The following is a 15,298-nucleotide window of genomic DNA, read 5'->3' as shown; positions in this document are numbered from 1 at the left end:
CGGAGCCCGGTCGGGCATTCGTCGCACCGCGTAAGCAGCGTGGCGGATGCCCCCGGCACCGGCATTCCAGCAAAGATCACCTGGCGCCGATGAAGCAAGGCGTACAGAACCACTCAGGAGGACCCCAGTGGCGAAGGCAAAGTTCGAGCGGACTAAGCCGCACGTCAACATCGGCACCATCGGTCACATCGACCACGGTAAGACGACCCTCACGGCCGCCATTACCAAGGTGCTGCACGACGCGTACCCGGACCTGAACGAGGCCTCGGCCTTCGACCAGATCGACAAGGCTCCCGAGGAGCGCCAGCGCGGTATCACGATCTCGATCGCGCACGTCGAGTACCAGACGGAGTCGCGTCACTACGCGCACGTCGACTGCCCGGGTCACGCGGACTACATCAAGAACATGATCACCGGTGCCGCGCAGATGGACGGCGCCATCCTCGTGGTCGCCGCCACCGACGGCCCGATGCCGCAGACCAAGGAGCACGTGCTCCTGGCCCGCCAGGTCGGCGTTCCGTACATCGTCGTCGCCCTGAACAAGGCCGACATGGTGGACGACGAGGAGATCCTGGAGCTCGTCGAGCTCGAGGTCCGCGAGCTGCTCTCCGAGTACGAGTTCCCGGGCGACGACCTTCCGGTCGTCAAGGTCTCGGCGCTCAAGGCCCTTGAGGGCGACAAGGAGTGGGGCAACACCGTCCTCGAGCTCATGAAGGCCGTGGACGAGAACATCCCGCAGCCCGAGCGCGACGTCGACAAGCCGTTCCTGATGCCGATCGAGGACGTCTTCACGATCACCGGTCGTGGCACCGTCGTCACCGGTCGTATCGAGCGTGGTGTCCTCAAGGTCAACGAGACCGTCGACATCGTCGGTATCAAGACCGAGAAGACCACCACCACGGTCACCGGCATCGAGATGTTCCGCAAGCTGCTCGACGAGGGCCAGGCCGGTGAGAACGTCGGTCTGCTCCTCCGTGGCATCAAGCGCGAGGACGTCGAGCGCGGCCAGGTCATCATCAAGCCCGGTTCGGTCACGCCGCACACCGAGTTCGAGGCCCAGGCCTACATCCTGTCGAAGGACGAGGGTGGCCGTCACACCCCCTTCTTCAACAACTACCGCCCGCAGTTCTACTTCCGTACCACGGACGTGACCGGCGTCGTGACCCTCCCCGAGGGCACCGAGATGGTCATGCCGGGCGACAACACCGTCATGTCGGTCGCGCTGATCCAGCCGGTCGCCATGGAGGAGGGCCTGAAGTTCGCCATCCGTGAGGGTGGCCGGACCGTGGGCGCCGGCCAGGTCACCAAGATCAACAAGTAATCACTTGTTGCGTCTGACCTGGTAGCTCCGCACAGAGCACCAAGAAGGGCCCCGTCCCACCGTTCACGCGGTGGGACGGGGCCCTTCGGGTTTTTACGGGCTTACGCGGCAGGCTCGGGCCGTCGGATCATGAACACGTCCACCGGGTCCTCCCCCTCGGTCACGAAGCCGTACCGCTCGTACAGCCGCCGCGCGGCGCTGCCCTGGAGCACGTTCAGCCGCACCGGCACCCCTTCGGCGTCCGTACGCTCCAGCAGGCGCCGCAGTACGCCGGAGCCGATGCCCCGCCCCTGGAGCTCCGCGTCCAGGAAGAAGCTCTCCAGGCACCAGCCGTCCTCGTACGGCTTCAGCGTCACGCAGCCCGCGAAGCGGCCGTCGACCACGACGACCGAGGTGTGCTCGGGGACGTACGAGTCACGCATCCGCTGCCGCACCCGGTGCTCGTCGTATCGGCCGAGGCGGACCAGGTCGGGGCGCATCACGACGGCCCGTAGCTCGACGATGTCGTCCAGGTCGGCGGGGGTGGCGGGGCGCAGGTCCCAGGCTTGGGTGGTACGTACATGCATGGCGGGAGTCTGTCAGAGGGCGGGCGGCCCTGCGATCCGGTATCCCACGCCGGGGGTGGTGGTGATGACCCCGGGGTCACCGAGCTTGCGGCGCAGACGGCTGATGGTCACGGCGACCGTGTTGGTGAAGGGGTCGGCGTGCTCGTCCCAGACCTGTTCGAGCAGGTCCTCCGCGCTCAGGAAGGCGGGGCTCGCGGCCAGCAGGGCTTCGAGGACCGCGAACTCCTTGACGGAGAGGTCGAGGCGGCGGCCGTCGCGGACGGCGGTCCGGTGCGTCGGGTCGAGCTCGATGCCCGCCGCGCTCAGGGTGCGGGATCGGGCGGCCGGGCGGCGGCGGGCCAGGGCGCGGATGCGCAGGACGAGCTCGGGGAAGTGGAACGGCTTGCCCAGGTAGTCGTCGGCGCCCAGGGTCAGACCGCTGACCCGGTCGCCGGGGGAGCCGGCGGCGGTCAGCATCAGGACCATCGCCCGGCCGTCGCGCTCGGTGATCATCCGGCAGAGCGTGTCGCCGTGGATGCCCGGCAGGTCCCGGTCGAGCACGACGACGTCGTACGCGTGGACGTCGAGCTTCGCCGCCGCGTCGAGCCCGTCATGGGCCACGTCCACGGCCATGCCCTGGTCGCGCAGCCCCTCGGCGACGACCTCGGCGAGGGCACGGGCGTCCTCGACCACCAGGACCCTCATGGCGCCGCGCCCGCGCCCGTGCCCGTACGGGGCAGGGTGAGCGTGACGCGCAGGCCGCCCTCCGGGCGGGCGCGCAGGTCCAGGGTGCCGCCGTGGGCCCGGGCGATGGCCGCGACGATGGACAGGCCGAGCCCGCTGCCCCGGCCGGTGCCGGTGCGGTCGCCGTCCAGCCGGCGGAAGGGCCGGACGAGGTCCGCCACCCGCTCCTGGTCGAGCACCGGCCCGCCCGACTCCACCACGAGGGCCACCGCCGCGCCCCCCTCGGCCCGTACCGCGACACCGATCCAGCCGCCGGGTCCGTTGTGCACGATGGCGTTGTCGACCACGTTGTCGACGGCGCGGCGCAGGAGCGTCGGGCTGCCGGACACCCACGCGGTCCCGTCGGCCCGGTCCTCGCGCACGGTCAGGTCCCCGGCCGCGATGTCGTCGGCGCGGTCCGCCAGGGCGGCCAGCGCGAGCGGCGCGAGGGCGAGCCGCGTCGTGTCGGTGAACCCGCCCTGCCGACTGCGGGCCAGGACGAGGAAGTTCTCCAGCAGCCGGTCCACCTGGTCGAGTTGGGCGCGCATCCGGGTGGCCAGGGTGGCGGTGGTTTCGGGGACCGGGCCCGGCTTGGCGAGGGCCACGTCCAGGGAGGCCCGCATCGTGGTGAGCGGGGTGCGCAGTTCGTGGGAGGCGTTCGCGACGAAGAGGCGCTGGCCCTCGAAGGAGCTCTCCAGCCGGCCGAGGAGATCGTCGATCGTGTCGGCGAGCTCCTTCACCTCGTCGCCGGGCCCGTCCATGGCCAGGCGTTCGTGCAGGCCGTCGGCGGTGATCCGGCGGGTGGCCGCCGTCATCACGCGCAGCGGACGCAGCACCCGGCCGGCGACGAACCAGCCGAGCCCGGCCGAGGCGATCACCATGACGCCGAGGGCGATGGCGCAGCCGATCAGGATCTGCTGGGTCCGGGTGTCGTGGGCCTGGGCCAGTTGCCGCTCCAACTCGGCGATGCGGCCCTGGGCCTGTGCCGCCGTCGCGGGTGTGCCGCCACCGGGGGCGGTTCGGCTGTCCCGCGAACCGCCGGAGGCCACCACGGCCGCGATGGTGAGCAGTGCCGTTCCGGACAGCAGGAACAGCGTCACGTACAGGGCCGTGAAACGGGTGCGCGCGGTGGTGCGGCGCAGGCCCGTGAGCCGTCGGGGTGGACCCCATGTCATCCGCGTGCTCCCCTCTCGCCACGGCCGGTACCGGTCAGGCTAGGCCGAGGCGCCTAACAGCGGGATGACAGCGGCCGTTCGGTCCCTGTGAAGCGGCCCCGCCCAGGGTGGGGCCATGAGTGATGAGAGTACGAGTGCGACGATCGAGGTCATCGGTCTGCGTAAACGCTTCGGGCCCCAAGTGGCCCTGGACGGGATGACGTTCACCGTGCGGCCCGGGCGGGTGACCGGCTTCGTCGGTCCGAACGGCGCGGGCAAGTCCACCACCATGCGCGTCATCCTGGGACTCGACGCGGCCGAGGAGGGGGAGGCCCTGGTCGGCGGGGTGCCGTACCGCACCCTGCGCCGGCCGCTCCGGCATCTGGGGGCCCTGCTCGACGCCTCCGCGGTGCAGCCGAGCCGCACCGCCCGCAACCACCTGCTGTGGCTGGCCCACTCGCAGGGTGTGCCCGCCCGGCGCGTGGACGAGGTCATCGACCAGGCCGGGCTGGGCCCGGCGGCCCGGCGCAAGGCGGGCGGCTTCTCGCTGGGGATGCGCCAGCGGCTGGGGATCGCGGCGGCGCTGCTCGGCGATCCGCCGGTGATCATGCTGGACGAGCCGTTCAACGGCCTCGATCCCGACGGCATCGTGTGGATGCGCGGCTTCCTGTCGACGCTGGCCCGGGACGGCCGCGCCGTCCTGGTCTCCAGCCACCTGATGGGCGAACTGGAGGACACGGCGGACCACCTGGTGGTGATCGGGCGCGGCCGGGTCCTCGCGGACACCAGCGTCTCCGGGCTGCTCGCCGAGGCGTCCGGCGGCCGGGTCGTCCTGCGTACCACCGTGCCGGAGCGCGCCGCCGAGGTCCTGCGCGGCGCGGGCGCCACCGTCCTCGTCACCGGCCCCGACACCCTCGGCGTCACCGGTCTGACCGACGAGGCGGTCGTGGCGCTGCTCGCCCGGACCGGGGTGCCGTTCTCGCAGGTGTCCGCGCACCGGGCGACGCTCGAAGAGGCGTACATGGGGCTCACCCGGGACGCGGTGGAGTACCAGGGCGTTGCGGCGGGGGAGGGCGCGCGATGACCGGCTTCCTCGTGACGCTGCACGCCGAGTGGACGAAGTTCCGTACGGTGCGGGGCTGGGTCCTCACCATGGCCGGTGCGCTGCTGGCGACGATCGTGGTCGGTCTGCTCAGCACGGCCGCCCCCGGTCCCGGCGGCGAAGCCTCGTACCCGAAGGGCCCCGGCGGCGAGGCCGTCAACGACAGCTTCTACTTCGTCCACCGGACGCTCACCGGCGACGGCACCCTCACCGTCCCCCTGCGGTCGCTGACCGGTGTGGCGGACACCGGGGCCGGGAAGACGGCTCGCGGCGCCCAGCCCTGGGCGAAGGCCGGGATCATCGTCAAGGAGAGCCTCGCTCAGGGGTCCCCGTACGCGGCGCTCATGGCCACCGGCGCCCACGGCGTCCGCATGCAGTACGACTACACGCACGACATGGCGGGCCCCGAGGTCCGCCAGGGGTGGCTGCGCCTGGTCCGCTCCGGCGACCGCCTCACCGGATACGCCTCCACCGACGGCTCCCACTGGACCGAGGTCGGCCGCGCGAGGCTGCCCGGGCTCCCGCGCACCGTGCGGGCCGGGCTCTTCGCCACATCGCCCCTGGCGAGTCAGGACACCGGAGCGGGTGCGGGCTTCGGCCCCGCCGTGGCCACCGGCACCTTCGGCCGCCCCGGGCTCACGGGCGGCTGGTCCCGGAGCCCGTGGAGCGGCACCCAGGTGGGTGGCGACGCGGGCACCTCGGGCAGCTACACGAACACCCTCAAGGGCGGGTTCACCCGGACCGCCGGCGGGTTCGCCGTGACCGGGGCCGGGGACATCGCACCGGTCGTCGGCGGCCCCGCGATGGGCGTCGGCTTCGCCGTCGAGGACTTTCTCGTCGGCACGTTCGCCGGGTTGATCGCGGTGATCGCCGTGGCCACGGTCTTCATCACCGGCGAGTACCGGCGGGGTCTGCTGCGTACGACCATGACGGCAACGCCGTTGCGGAGCCGCGTACTTGGTGCCAAGGCGCTGGTGGTCGGGGGTGTCGCGTCCGTCGTCGGCCTGGTGGCCGCCGCGATCGTGCTTCCCCTCGGAGCACGCGGCGCGCGCGGTAGGGGCTTCCTCGTCCTCCCCGTCACGACGGCGACCGACATGCGGGTCGTGGTCGGGACCGGCCTGCTCTGCGCGGCCGCCGCCGTACTCGCTCTCGGCGTCGGCGCGCTGCTGCGGCGCAGCGGCACGGCGGTCGCTCTGGTCGTCGCGTCGCTCGTGCTGCCGTTCCTGCTCGCCGCCTCCGGCGTGCTGCCCCCGGGCGTCTCGGAGTGGCTGCTGCGGGTGACCCCGGCCGCGGGCTTCGCCGTACAGCAGACGCTGCCGCGGTACGCGCAGGTGCTCAGCGTGTACGAGCCGTCGACCGGGTACTTCCCGCTCGCGCCGTGGGCGGGGCTCGCCGTGCTGTGCGGGTACGCGGCGCTGGCTCACGGCCTGGCCGTGGTGCGGCTGTGGGGGAGGGACGTATGAGCGCCCTGCGCGCGGAGTGGACGAAGCTGCGCACGGCCGGGGACCTGGGCAGGCTGCTCCTGCTCGCCGTCGCGCTGACCGTGGCGGTCGGCTGCGGCACCGCGAAGGCCGTGAAGTGCCCGGATACGGGATGCGGCCAGGACGCCGTGCGGCTCGCGCTGACCGGCGTCACCGTCGGCCAGGCCGTCGTCGCCGTCCTCGCGGTGCTGGCCGTGAGCGGGGAGTACGGGACCGGGATGATCCGTACGACGCTCACGGCGATGCCCGACCGGACGACCGTGTTCGCCGCGAAAGCGACGGTCCTCGCGACGGTCGTCCTGGCCGCCGGGACGGCTGCCGTCGCGGCCTCGCTCCTCGGCGGCCGCCTCGTCCTGCCCGGCAGCGGGTTCACCGAGGCGCACGGCTACGCCCCGTTGTCCCTGGCCGACGGCCCGACCCTGCGCGCGGCCGTGGGCTCGGTGCTCTATCTCGTCCTCATCGCCCTGCTCGGGCTCGGCGTGGCGACCGCGGTACGGGACGCGGCGACCGCCATCGGGATCGTGCTCGGGCTGCTCTACGTGTTCCCGGTCGTGATCGGGGTCGTCCAGGACCCGGCGTGGCAGGGCCACCTCCAGCAGCTCTCGCCCATGCCCGCGGGCCTCGCGGTGCAGGCCACGGTCCATCTGGACGAGCTGCCCATCGGCCCATGGGCCGGTCTGGGCGTGCTCGGGGCGTGGGCGGCGGCCGCGCTGCTGGCGGGCGGGCTGCTGCTGCGCGGGCGCGACGCGTAGCCACTCACATATATGGCAAGGTGCCGCATATGTGCCATTACTGCGGCTGCCGTGAGATCCCGTTGATCAAGGAGTTCATCGCGGAGCACGAGTCCGTCACGGACACGGCGGGCGCGGCCCTGCGCGCGCTGGACGACGGGGACCCGGCCGTCGTCCCGGACCTGGTCGCCCGCATGGAGCGGGAGCTCGTGGCGCACTGGCAGGGCGAGGAGCGGGGCCTCTTCGCGGTGATGAGCGCGGACCCGGAGTACGCGGACTACATCGCCGCGCTCGTACGCGAACACCGCGAACTCGGCGCGTTCCTCCGGGAGGTCGACCTCACCCGCGCCGAGGACATCGCCCGGCTGCGCGAGGCGGTGGCCGAGCTGCACCACCACATCGCCAAGGAGGAGGACGGCCTGTTCCCGGCGTCGCTCACGGCGTTGACGGGGGAGGAGTGGGACCGGTCGATGCGGGCTTGGCGGGAGGCGCATCCGGCGTAGTGCCGCAGCCTCAGCAGGGCGACCCGCAGTCGCTCGCCGCCTGCGGCTCCGCCAGGACGTCGAGGCCGTAGCCGAGCGCGGCGAGTCCCGCGACGGCCGCCGCCAGGCCGAGTGCGGTGCGCCGGCGGCCCCGTACGCCGGCGAAGGCGGCCAGGGCCGCCAGCGTGCCGCCGAGCAGCAGCACCGGCAGGCCCAGCAGGAGCACGTCGGTGTTCCGCTCGCCCTCGAAGGCGCCGAAGAGGCCCCTGCGGCCGTACGGCAGCCAGACGGCGAGGCCCGCGAGGGCGCCGAGCAGCGCGGTGAGGAGCCCTGCGGTGCTGGTGAGGGCTTCGCGGCGGGACGTCTGTTCGGTTTCCATGTACGGAGAGACGCCCGGCCGGGCGCCGGCGGTTTCGCCGGTCAGGCGGATGGCGGGTCGTTGGTGGTGTCGAGGGTGAGTTCCTCTGCGGCCATGTCGAGGAAGTGGTATTCCGACACCCTGGTGCGGCCGACGGCATCGAGTTTGCGCCGGAAGCGCACCCGCGGTTGCGTACGAAGCCTGCCGGGTGCCTGACGATCGGTGGGAGGTCGCTCGTGAGGGCGTGCAGGACCGTTGCGGGGTGTACGTCGCGGGCGAGCCAGGTCGCGACTGTGGGGGCCAGTTCGCTGATCGCCTGCGCGGACAGGGTGAGTTGGGGTGCGTGGCGGCGGAGGCCGGTGAGGAGCGTGGTCGCCGTGGGGTGCGCTTCGGTGGGGGCCGGGGGCGTCGCCGGAGCGGCGGGCTCCTGCTGCTCAGGGGGCGCGTTCGGGGCGGGTTCCTGCTGCTCCGGGGTCGCGTGCGGCTGGTTGTACGACGTCGTACGGGTGACCACCCGGCCGTCCGGCAGGCGTACGCGGTCCCGGTGGAGATACCCCGCTGTCTCCAACTCCCTTAGCGCGGACGCGATTCGGGCCTCGCTCTCCGGGAAGCGGGCCGCGAGGAGCTTGATGCCGACCCTGGCGCCCGTGGGCAGCGACTGGATGTGCGCGGCGAGCCCGATCGCGGTCAGCGAGAGCTGCGCGTGCTGGGCGAGGTGGTTGCCGATCACCGTAAAGCCGGTGGTGTGGCGGACGTTGATGTGGTGAACACCGGCGGTGGGGGAGCCGGAAGGGGCGCGAGGGGGCGCGATAACCTGCGGGGTAGCCATCAGGAAGGTTGCTTCTTCCGTGTTGGTCAGGCCCTCGGTGGAGATTCCCGTCTCGCCGGGGGCCGTCACGTTCTGTGGTGTTGTCGCGGCGAGCATATGCCAGCGAACCCGGCCCGAATCCAGCCCAGTTGCCCGAGTTCACTCGCGCGAGTGATGCAGGTCAAGACGGGGTGGGGTGGGTTTTGGTCTGGTTCTTTCCCAGGTTCTTTAGAAGCCTTTTTACGTCGCGAAGGACCGCGACCCGGTGGCCCGGGACGCGGTCGGGGGCGTCACGGCAGTCACGGTACGAGGTCGAGTTCCGCCCACACCGTCTTGCGCGGCACCGGTCCCTCCTCGACGCCCCAGCGGTCCGCCAGCGCCGCGACGATGAGCAGGCCGCGCCCGCCTTCGGCGTACGGGTTGGGGGTGTCGGGCACGGGCAGACGGTCACTCCGGGTGTCCGTCAGCTCGATCCGCAGCCGGGCCGTGTCACTCACGGTGAGGCTCAGTCGGAAGTCCCGGCCCTGCACCCGCCCGTGCGTGGCCGCGTTCGCGGCCAGCTCGGCCACGATGTGCGCGGCCGCCTCGGTGGGGAGCCCCCAGTCGCCCAAATGCGCCGTTGTGAGCAGCCGGGCGAGCCGTGCGCCCCGGCGCGTGGGGGAGAGCAGAACGGCGAACTGCCGGGCGGGAGCGGAAGTTTCGGTTCGGGTGATTTCTCGATTCACGTCACTCAGGGTGGCCGCGCGCCCCTACCGTGAACAGTGACTCGGTGCTTACGTACGGTCATTGTCCCGCGCTTGTCCAGCGTTGTCCCCGCTGTACGGGGTGACGCCCGGGGGACGTACACGGTTGAGGAACGACGGCACGCGTGAAAGCGGGGCACGGATGAGTGTGGACGAGATCGGCACGGACTGGCAGCCCGACGCCGGGGCGGACGAACCCGGCTGGGACGTCGACCCCGACGACGAGTCGGGCGTCGCGGTGGTCGCGGCCGTGGGCCGCCAGATCAGGGCCTGGCGCGAGGCGGCGGGCCTGACGGCGGCGGAGTTCGGTACGCGGTTGGGGTACGGGGAGAACCTGATCTACAAGGTGGAGGGGGGTCGCCGGATCCCCCGGCCTGAGCTGCTGGACATGGCGGATGAGGTGTGCGGGGCGGGCGGGAAGATCGCCGCGATGAAGAAGGACCTCGCGGCGGTGAGATACCCGAAGAAGGTCCGGGATCTGGCGAAGCTGGAGGCGCGGGCCGTTGAGATGTCGCTGTACAGCAACCACAACATCCACGGCCTGTTGCAGACGCCCGAGTACGCGCGAGCCCTGTTCGAGATGCGGCGTCCCGCTTACTCGCAGGACGAAGTGGAGCGGGTGCTTGCCGCACGCATCGCGAGGCAGGCGATCTTCGAGAGGTCACCGGCCCCTGCACTCAGCTTCGTGCAGGAAGAGGTGACCCTGCGACGTCCCATCGGGGGCACAATGGTGTTGCGAGGCCAGCTCGAACGGCTTTTGGCGCTCAGTGAGTTGCGGAGCGTCGAGATCCAGGTGATGCCGACCCATCGTGAGGACCACGCGAGCATGGAGGGCGGCGTTGAGGTGCTGAAGTTCGAGGACGGCTCAGCGGTAGGGCGGGCAGACGGCGCCTTCGCGGGTCGGCCGGTGTCTGACCAGAAGCAGATCAGGATTCTTGACCTGCGCTGTGGAATGATCCGGGCCCAGGCACTGCCGCCGCGCGAGTCGCGGGCCTTCATCGAAAGAGTGTTGGGAGAGACATGATTCGCGAGACCTCTGCCCGGGGTGCTGTCGGGCTGGAGTGGTTCAAGAGCAGCTACAGCAGCAGCAGCGAGGGGGACTCGTGCGTCGAGGTCGCGGCGGCGTCCGGTTCGGTGCACGTCCGTGATTCCAAGGACTTGTCCGTGCCGGAGCTTGCCTTCGGCACAGACGCGTGGGCGGGGTTCGTCTCGTACGCCTCCGACTGCTGACGCTGGGAGCAGGTCATGACCCGCGAGAACGAGTGGTTCAAGAGCAGCTACAGCGACAGCAGCAACCCGAACGACTGCGTTGAGGTCGCGGCCGCGACTGGCGTCGTGCGTGTCCGCGACTCCAAGGACCTGTCCGTGCCGCAGCTCGCCTTCGGTGAGACCGCGTGGGCGGAGTTCGTTTCGTACGCCGCTCACTGAGGACGCGCGTCAGGCGGCGGAGCCGCCCACGTGCTGCGCCGCGAGCGCGGTGACCTGGGCGGCCAGGTCCGACAAGGACGGCTCGCGTAGGGCGGCGGCGTGTGCGAGCCGGGCCACATCGTGGCCCCACGCGCCGCTGGCCCGGGCGTCCTCGCCGATCCGGGCGAACCCCCGGTCCAGCAGGCCACGGGCCTCGTCGTCCCGCTTTCGGGCCACCGCCTTGACCGCGCCGATGGCGTTGGCCAGGGCACTGGCCGGGCGCGACCACTCGTCGTCATGGGCGCGTGCCGCCGGGTTCTCCGCGTCGTAGTGCGGGTCGTCCGCGACCGACGCGGCGCGGACGTCCAGGTCGAGCCGCCAGAACAGCGGCACCCCCGCGAAGCGGACGAACAGGAGGCGTCGGCGGTCGGAGCGATAGAAGTCCGGGTCGAGACGGACGCTGTCGACCGGTCGGACCCCGCCCAGAACCGCCACCACGCGATCCAGGCAGTCCGGGAACCGCGCGTCCGGCAGCACCCACGCGATGTCGATGTCGCTGAAGGCGTCCGCCGTGCCCGACCCCAGCGAGCCGGTCAGCTCCGCGCGTGATCCGGGGCAACACCCCTTCAGCGCGAGGCACACCTCATCGGCCAGGGCCGCACGGTCGGTCTCACTCGCCACGAAGCCCACCGTAGTGCGTCTCGGTTCACCACCCTTCGCGCATCGCGCGGGCACCCGGCAAGGGCTGCTCGCACGGCCGATGTTTGAACGCGCCGTTCCGGTACAGACGGTGGTTGACAAAATCTTTATACGACCAGGCAGGTGGGACATCATGGGCATCATCGCGTGGATCATCATCGGGCTTCTTGCGGGTCTCATCGCCAAGGCGCTCGTGCCGGGGAAGGACCCGGGCGGCATCATCATCACGATGCTCATCGGCATTGCGGGCGGCCTTCTCGGCGGCTGGCTCGGCAAGGTCATCTTCGGCGTCGACTCCATCGACGGCTTCTTCGAAATCTCCACCTGGATCGCGGCCATCGTCGGCTCGATCATCCTGCTCGTGCTCTACCGGGTCATCACCGGCAACCGCCGCCACGCCTGACCCCACCACCGCTCCGCACGGTCGCGAAACGGCTTCCCCGACCCCGGGGAAGCCGTTTCGCGCGTCCCGGACGAAAGCCGGGAACGCCACCCGCCGACAGGTGGACAGAGGGTTACCGGCAGGGGAGCCGCGAACTCAGTCGTCGGCGCCGTGGGGCGGGATGGGCCGGGGATCGCACGGGGCGGCAGCCCCCTCGACCGCCGAGTACCACGCGCCGACCTGGTTGCGCTCGATCACCAGGGTGTCGCCGGGGTGGAGCGTGGCCCGCCAGTCGGTGTCAGCGCCCTTCCCCGTGGTGCCCGGCGGCATCGGGAACGCGGCTCCCCGCCCGCCCCCCGCTGCCGACTCGCGCAGGAGCTCTTCGACCGCCTTACGGTCCATGACGCCCGCCGGGGGCTGGATGACCTTCCCCCTGGGCCAGGCACAGGCGGTGCCGGCAGGCGGGCTGTCGATGCTCACCAGCACTCCCAGTTCGCGCACCCGCGCCACGAGTGCGTCCTGTTCTTCGGGGTCCGGTGTGAGGTCGTAGAGGGTGACGGTGACGGTGCCGTCTCCGTTCCGGTCCACGGCGTACGCCTTCGGAGCGCCCGGCGATCCGGGCAGCAGCACCGCCGCCACCGTCGCCGCGGTGGCCAGTCCGGCGACGAGCGCGAAGCGGGGCGCTGTGACCACGCGGCGCGGGCGCGCCGGGGCGGGCTGTGGTCCGCGCGCCGTGATCTCCTGCTTCAGCTCTTCGAGTAGCCGGTCCTCGAATGTCGTCTTCATGCTCTCTCCCCTGTTCCCGCGATGAGTGTGTCCCCGGCGAGTGCCGTCGCCGGTCGATCCGTGGCGCTGTGGGCCACCGCCCCGCGCAGTGCCTTGCGCGCCCGGTGCAGCCGCACCCGGGCGGTCACTTGGCGGATACCGAGTGCCGAAGCGGCCTCCGGGAGCGTGAGCTGGTCGACGGTGATGAGCTCCAGCAGCGCGCGCTCGCCCTGCGGGAGGACGGCGAGCGCGGCGAGCGCCCGGCGGCCGGCCGCCTCGGCGTCCAACTGCTCCTCCAGGCGCGCGATGTCGTCCGCCTCCAGCAGCCTGCGACCCGCGATCCGGGCGCCCAGGGCCGCTTGGCGGGCGGTGCGGCGGGCCTCGGCGCCGACCAGGTTGCGGGCTATGCCGTACAGCCAGGCCGTCTCGCTGCCCCGGCCCGGACGGTAGGAGTCCGCGGAGTCGATCGCGGCGAGGAAGACCTCCGCCGTCACGTCCGCGACCGTGTGGGGGTCGGTGACGCGCCGCGCGACGAAGCGGGTGATCGCGTCGAAGTGGCGCCGGTAGAACTCCTCGAAGAGGTCCGGATCGCGCGCTGCCGCCGCTGGTCCTTCCTTGCCGCGGGTGTCGCTCGTCAAGGTGGTGCCTCCCCTCTTCCGGCCTGCCTGTCACCTCTACTTGGCAGCGGACGGGACGGGCGTTACACGGGCGCGCGCCTCTTGAGGTTCGCTATGCCCCGGCTTCCGAGGAAGGCGCTTCCATCGGGAAGTGGATCGGGCTGAGCAGATACTGCGTCCGCTCAGGGCTCGGCCCGTTGGCGAGCTTCGGGGCGATGGCCGCGCGCAGGCCGCCGATCAGCTCCTCCAGCTCCGCCGGGCTCAGCCAGACCGAGTGCTGGCGGTAGCCCACCCGGTCCGCCACGGGATCGGCCCCCTCGCGGTCCAGGTAGGCGGTGAACTCGGCCAGCAGCGCCGTCATCGCGGTGGTGAAGGCGCGCCGGTGGTCGTCCGGGGTGAGCGTGGACACCGTCTCCGGGCTGATCGTGGCCCGGTCCTGGCGGAGCCGGTAGTGGCGCTCCACCGCGCCGCGCACCCTGCGCTCCTCGGCCACCTCAAGGATGCCCCCGGACGCCAGCCGGTCGATGTGCCGGTAGACCGTGGCTTTGGACGCCTCCGGAATGCGGGCGCAGAGCTGCGAGGTGGTCAGCGTCCGCGCACCGCCCATCGCGAGCACGATCCGCAGCCGGATGGGATGGGCGAGCAGGTCCAGGGAGTCCACCCGCTCACCTTCTCATGACTGATACCTTTCTCAACTATGAGAACGGTTGAGGGTGGGGCGCCGGGGACGGGTGGGGTACCGGAGGCGGCGCGGCGGTTTGCCGCGCTGTTGCGGACGGAGCGGTTCGAGGAGTCGGTGGAGCTGTTCGCGCCCGCGCTGCGGGCGGCGCTCCCCGCCGAGCAGCTACGGCTCGCCTGGGCCGCCGAGGTCGCGGGACGCGGCGGCCGCGTGAACGTGGAGGAGCCGGTGGCCGAGGCCGGCTCGGCGCGCGTGCGTATACCGGTGCTCTGCGCCGAAGGCGGGTTCACCGTGGTCACGTCGGTCGGTGACGACGGCCTGTTGCAGGGGCTGCGCTTCGACACGCAGGGCGACGCCGCGTGGGAGCCGCCGGGTTACGTGGATGAGGACCGGTTCACCGAGTGCGACGTCGTCGTGGGCACCGGGCCGCTCGCGGTTCCCGGAACGCTCACCCTGCCCGTGGGCGAGGGGCCGTGGCCCGCCGTGGTGCTGCTCAGCGGCGGCGGCGCGTTCGACCGGGACGAGACCATCGGGGCGAACAAGCCGCTGAAGGACCTCGCGTGGGGCCTCGCCTTCCGGCGGGTGGCCGTGCTGCGCTTCGACAAGGTGACCTTCGCCCACCCGGGCCGCCTGCGGCCGGACTTCACGATGGCCGACGAGTACGTACCCCACGCGCTCGCCGCCGTCCGGTTGCTGCGGGAGCGGCCCGAGGTGGCCCCGGACCGGATTCACCTGCTGGGGCACAGCATGGGCGGCAAGGCGGCGCCCCGGATCGCCGCGGCCGACCCCTCGATCGCGGGCCTGGTGCTGCTCGCCGCGGACACCCAGCCGATGCACGAGGCGGCGGTCCGGGTGGCGCGCCATCTGGAGGCGTCGGCACCCGGACCGGCCGCCGACGCGATGGTGTCGGCCCTGGTCCGCCAGGCCGCCGCGGTGGCGGACCCGGCGCTCACGCCCGACACGCCCCCGGAGTCGCTGCCGCTGGGGTTCTCCGCCTCCTACTGGCTCGACCTGCGCGCCTACGACCCGTCGGCCACGGCCGCCCGGCTGGACCGCCCGATGCTGATCCTCCAGGGTGGCCGGGACTACCAGGTGACCGTCGCCGACGACCTCGCGGGCTGGCGGCGCGCCCTCGCGGGCCGCCCGGAGGTGTCCATCCGCGTCCACGAGCGCGTCGACCACCTCTTCTTCGCCGGAAGCGGCCCGTCCACCCCGGCCGACTACGCGCGGCCCGGCCATGTGGACCCCGCCGTGGTGGACGAGGTCGCGAGCTGGCTGACGCGCCACGAGACCCCGTAGCG

At 72.0% G+C, this 15,298-nt stretch carries 19 protein-coding genes and 1 pseudogene; 10 read left to right on the top strand and 10 right to left on the bottom strand.

The genetic code is table 11. The features are described from left to right. Window positions 1-127: 127 nt before the first annotated feature. On the top strand, window positions 128-1,321 hold the full coding sequence (gene tuf / locus ACIQZN_RS08120) for an elongation factor Tu (RefSeq protein ID WP_329028348.1): 1,194 nt from the start codon (window positions 128-130) through the stop codon (window positions 1,319-1,321). A gap of 101 nt (window positions 1,322-1,422) precedes the next feature. On the opposite strand, the gene ACIQZN_RS08115 is transcribed toward tuf, so the two are convergent. Genes ACIQZN_RS08115 through ACIQZN_RS08105 form a run of 3 tightly spaced genes read right to left on the bottom strand, consistent with a single transcriptional unit; the run spans window position 1,423 to window position 3,764 of the window. After that, on the bottom strand, window positions 1,423-1,887 hold the full coding sequence (locus ACIQZN_RS08115; protein WP_403989475.1) for a GNAT family N-acetyltransferase: 465 nt from the start codon (window positions 1,885-1,887) through the stop codon (window positions 1,423-1,425). 12 nt (window positions 1,888-1,899) lie between these two features. Further along, entirely contained in the window at window positions 1,900-2,571 is a 672-nt protein-coding gene (locus ACIQZN_RS08110; protein WP_403989473.1) for a response regulator transcription factor, read from the bottom strand. After that, window positions 2,568-3,764, bottom strand: coding sequence for a sensor histidine kinase (locus tag ACIQZN_RS08105; RefSeq protein WP_403989472.1), 1,197 nt, complete (start codon window positions 3,762-3,764; stop codon window positions 2,568-2,570). Before ACIQZN_RS08105 ends, ACIQZN_RS08110 begins: the two co-directional genes overlap by 4 nt. 115 nt (window positions 3,765-3,879) lie before the next feature. Here ACIQZN_RS08105 and ACIQZN_RS08100 point away from each other — a divergent pair, with 115 nt between their 5' ends. From ACIQZN_RS08100 to ACIQZN_RS08085, 4 genes are read left to right on the top strand one after another with little or no spacing between them, the layout of a single operon-like run. Then, window positions 3,880-4,827, top strand: coding sequence for an ABC transporter ATP-binding protein (locus tag ACIQZN_RS08100; protein WP_403989470.1), 948 nt, complete (start codon window positions 3,880-3,882; stop codon window positions 4,825-4,827). Next, a complete protein-coding gene (locus ACIQZN_RS08095) occupies window positions 4,824-6,308 on the top strand; it encodes an ABC transporter permease subunit (RefSeq protein WP_403989469.1) in 1,485 nt (494 codons plus the stop codon). Before ACIQZN_RS08100 ends, ACIQZN_RS08095 begins: the two co-directional genes overlap by 4 nt. Continuing rightward, the gene (locus ACIQZN_RS08090; RefSeq protein ID WP_403989467.1) at window positions 6,305-7,078 is read left to right on the top strand and encodes an ABC transporter permease; all 774 of its coding nucleotides are present in this window, start codon (window positions 6,305-6,307) and stop codon (window positions 7,076-7,078) included. The genes ACIQZN_RS08095 and ACIQZN_RS08090 overlap by 4 nt, the downstream gene beginning before the upstream one ends. Window positions 7,079-7,107: 29 nt before the next feature. Next, entirely contained in the window at window positions 7,108-7,560 is a 453-nt protein-coding gene (locus ACIQZN_RS08085; protein ID WP_403989465.1) for a hemerythrin domain-containing protein, read from the top strand. A gap of 10 nt (window positions 7,561-7,570) precedes the next feature. Here ACIQZN_RS08085 and ACIQZN_RS08080 read toward each other — a convergent pair whose 3' ends face one another. The 3 genes and pseudogenes from ACIQZN_RS08080 to ACIQZN_RS08070 form a co-directional block, all read right to left on the bottom strand. Further along, entirely contained in the window at window positions 7,571-7,918 is a 348-nt protein-coding gene (locus ACIQZN_RS08080; protein ID WP_403989463.1) for a hypothetical protein, read from the bottom strand. Between the two features lie 124 nt (window positions 7,919-8,042). Beyond that, window positions 8,043-8,726: pseudogene (locus ACIQZN_RS08075) on the bottom strand (helix-turn-helix domain-containing protein); the annotation flags it as partial. Between the two features lie 278 nt (window positions 8,727-9,004). Then, on the bottom strand, window positions 9,005-9,430 hold the full coding sequence (locus tag ACIQZN_RS08070; RefSeq protein WP_403989461.1) for an ATP-binding protein: 426 nt from the start codon (window positions 9,428-9,430) through the stop codon (window positions 9,005-9,007). Between the two features lie 160 nt (window positions 9,431-9,590). Between ACIQZN_RS08070 and ACIQZN_RS08065 the strand changes: the two genes are divergently transcribed. From ACIQZN_RS08065 to ACIQZN_RS08055, 3 genes are read left to right on the top strand one after another with little or no spacing between them, the layout of a single operon-like run. Beyond that, the gene (locus ACIQZN_RS08065; protein ID WP_403989459.1) at window positions 9,591-10,472 is read left to right on the top strand and encodes a helix-turn-helix domain-containing protein; all 882 of its coding nucleotides are present in this window, start codon (window positions 9,591-9,593) and stop codon (window positions 10,470-10,472) included. Further along, a complete protein-coding gene (locus ACIQZN_RS08060) occupies window positions 10,469-10,678 on the top strand; it encodes a DUF397 domain-containing protein (RefSeq protein WP_403989457.1) in 210 nt (69 codons plus the stop codon). The genes ACIQZN_RS08065 and ACIQZN_RS08060 overlap by 4 nt, the downstream gene beginning before the upstream one ends. Window positions 10,679-10,693: 15 nt before the next feature. Next, window positions 10,694-10,876, top strand: coding sequence for a DUF397 domain-containing protein (locus ACIQZN_RS08055; protein ID WP_403989455.1), 183 nt, complete (start codon window positions 10,694-10,696; stop codon window positions 10,874-10,876). A gap of 9 nt (window positions 10,877-10,885) precedes the next feature. Here the strand turns inward: ACIQZN_RS08055 and ACIQZN_RS08050 are convergent, their stop codons facing one another. Beyond that, complete coding sequence (locus ACIQZN_RS08050; RefSeq protein WP_403989453.1) at window positions 10,886-11,536, bottom strand: hypothetical protein; 651 nt, start codon at window positions 11,534-11,536, stop codon at window positions 10,886-10,888. A 151-nt stretch (window positions 11,537-11,687) separates the two neighbouring features. Here ACIQZN_RS08050 and ACIQZN_RS08045 point away from each other — a divergent pair, with 151 nt between their 5' ends. Then, complete coding sequence (locus tag ACIQZN_RS08045) at window positions 11,688-11,957, top strand: GlsB/YeaQ/YmgE family stress response membrane protein (RefSeq protein WP_018519299.1); 270 nt, start codon at window positions 11,688-11,690, stop codon at window positions 11,955-11,957. Between the two features lie 135 nt (window positions 11,958-12,092). Here ACIQZN_RS08045 and ACIQZN_RS08040 read toward each other — a convergent pair whose 3' ends face one another. The 3 genes from ACIQZN_RS08040 to ACIQZN_RS08030 form a co-directional block, all read right to left on the bottom strand. After that, window positions 12,093-12,722, bottom strand: a complete 630-nt coding sequence (locus ACIQZN_RS08040; protein ID WP_403989451.1) for a hypothetical protein — start codon at window positions 12,720-12,722, stop codon at window positions 12,093-12,095. Further along, entirely contained in the window at window positions 12,719-13,339 is a 621-nt protein-coding gene (locus tag ACIQZN_RS08035) for an RNA polymerase sigma factor (protein WP_403989449.1), read from the bottom strand. Before ACIQZN_RS08035 ends, ACIQZN_RS08040 begins: the two co-directional genes overlap by 4 nt. 91 nt (window positions 13,340-13,430) lie before the next feature. Further along, window positions 13,431-13,979, bottom strand: coding sequence for a helix-turn-helix domain-containing protein (locus tag ACIQZN_RS08030; RefSeq protein WP_403989447.1), 549 nt, complete (start codon window positions 13,977-13,979; stop codon window positions 13,431-13,433). A 36-nt stretch (window positions 13,980-14,015) separates the two neighbouring features. Between ACIQZN_RS08030 and ACIQZN_RS08025 the strand changes: the two genes are divergently transcribed. Continuing rightward, window positions 14,016-15,296 (top strand): alpha/beta hydrolase family protein, encoded by a 1,281-nt coding sequence (locus ACIQZN_RS08025; protein WP_403989445.1) that lies wholly within the window; start codon window positions 14,016-14,018, stop codon window positions 15,294-15,296. Window positions 15,297-15,298 lie beyond the last annotated feature (2 nt).

Origin of the sequence: Streptomyces sp. NPDC097595 (assembly GCF_044761525.1) — a bacterium.
Taxonomy (GTDB): Bacteria; Actinomycetota; Actinomycetes; order Streptomycetales; family Streptomycetaceae; genus Streptomyces; species Streptomyces drozdowiczii_A.
This window is presented reverse-complemented; position numbering and strand designations above follow the sequence as displayed.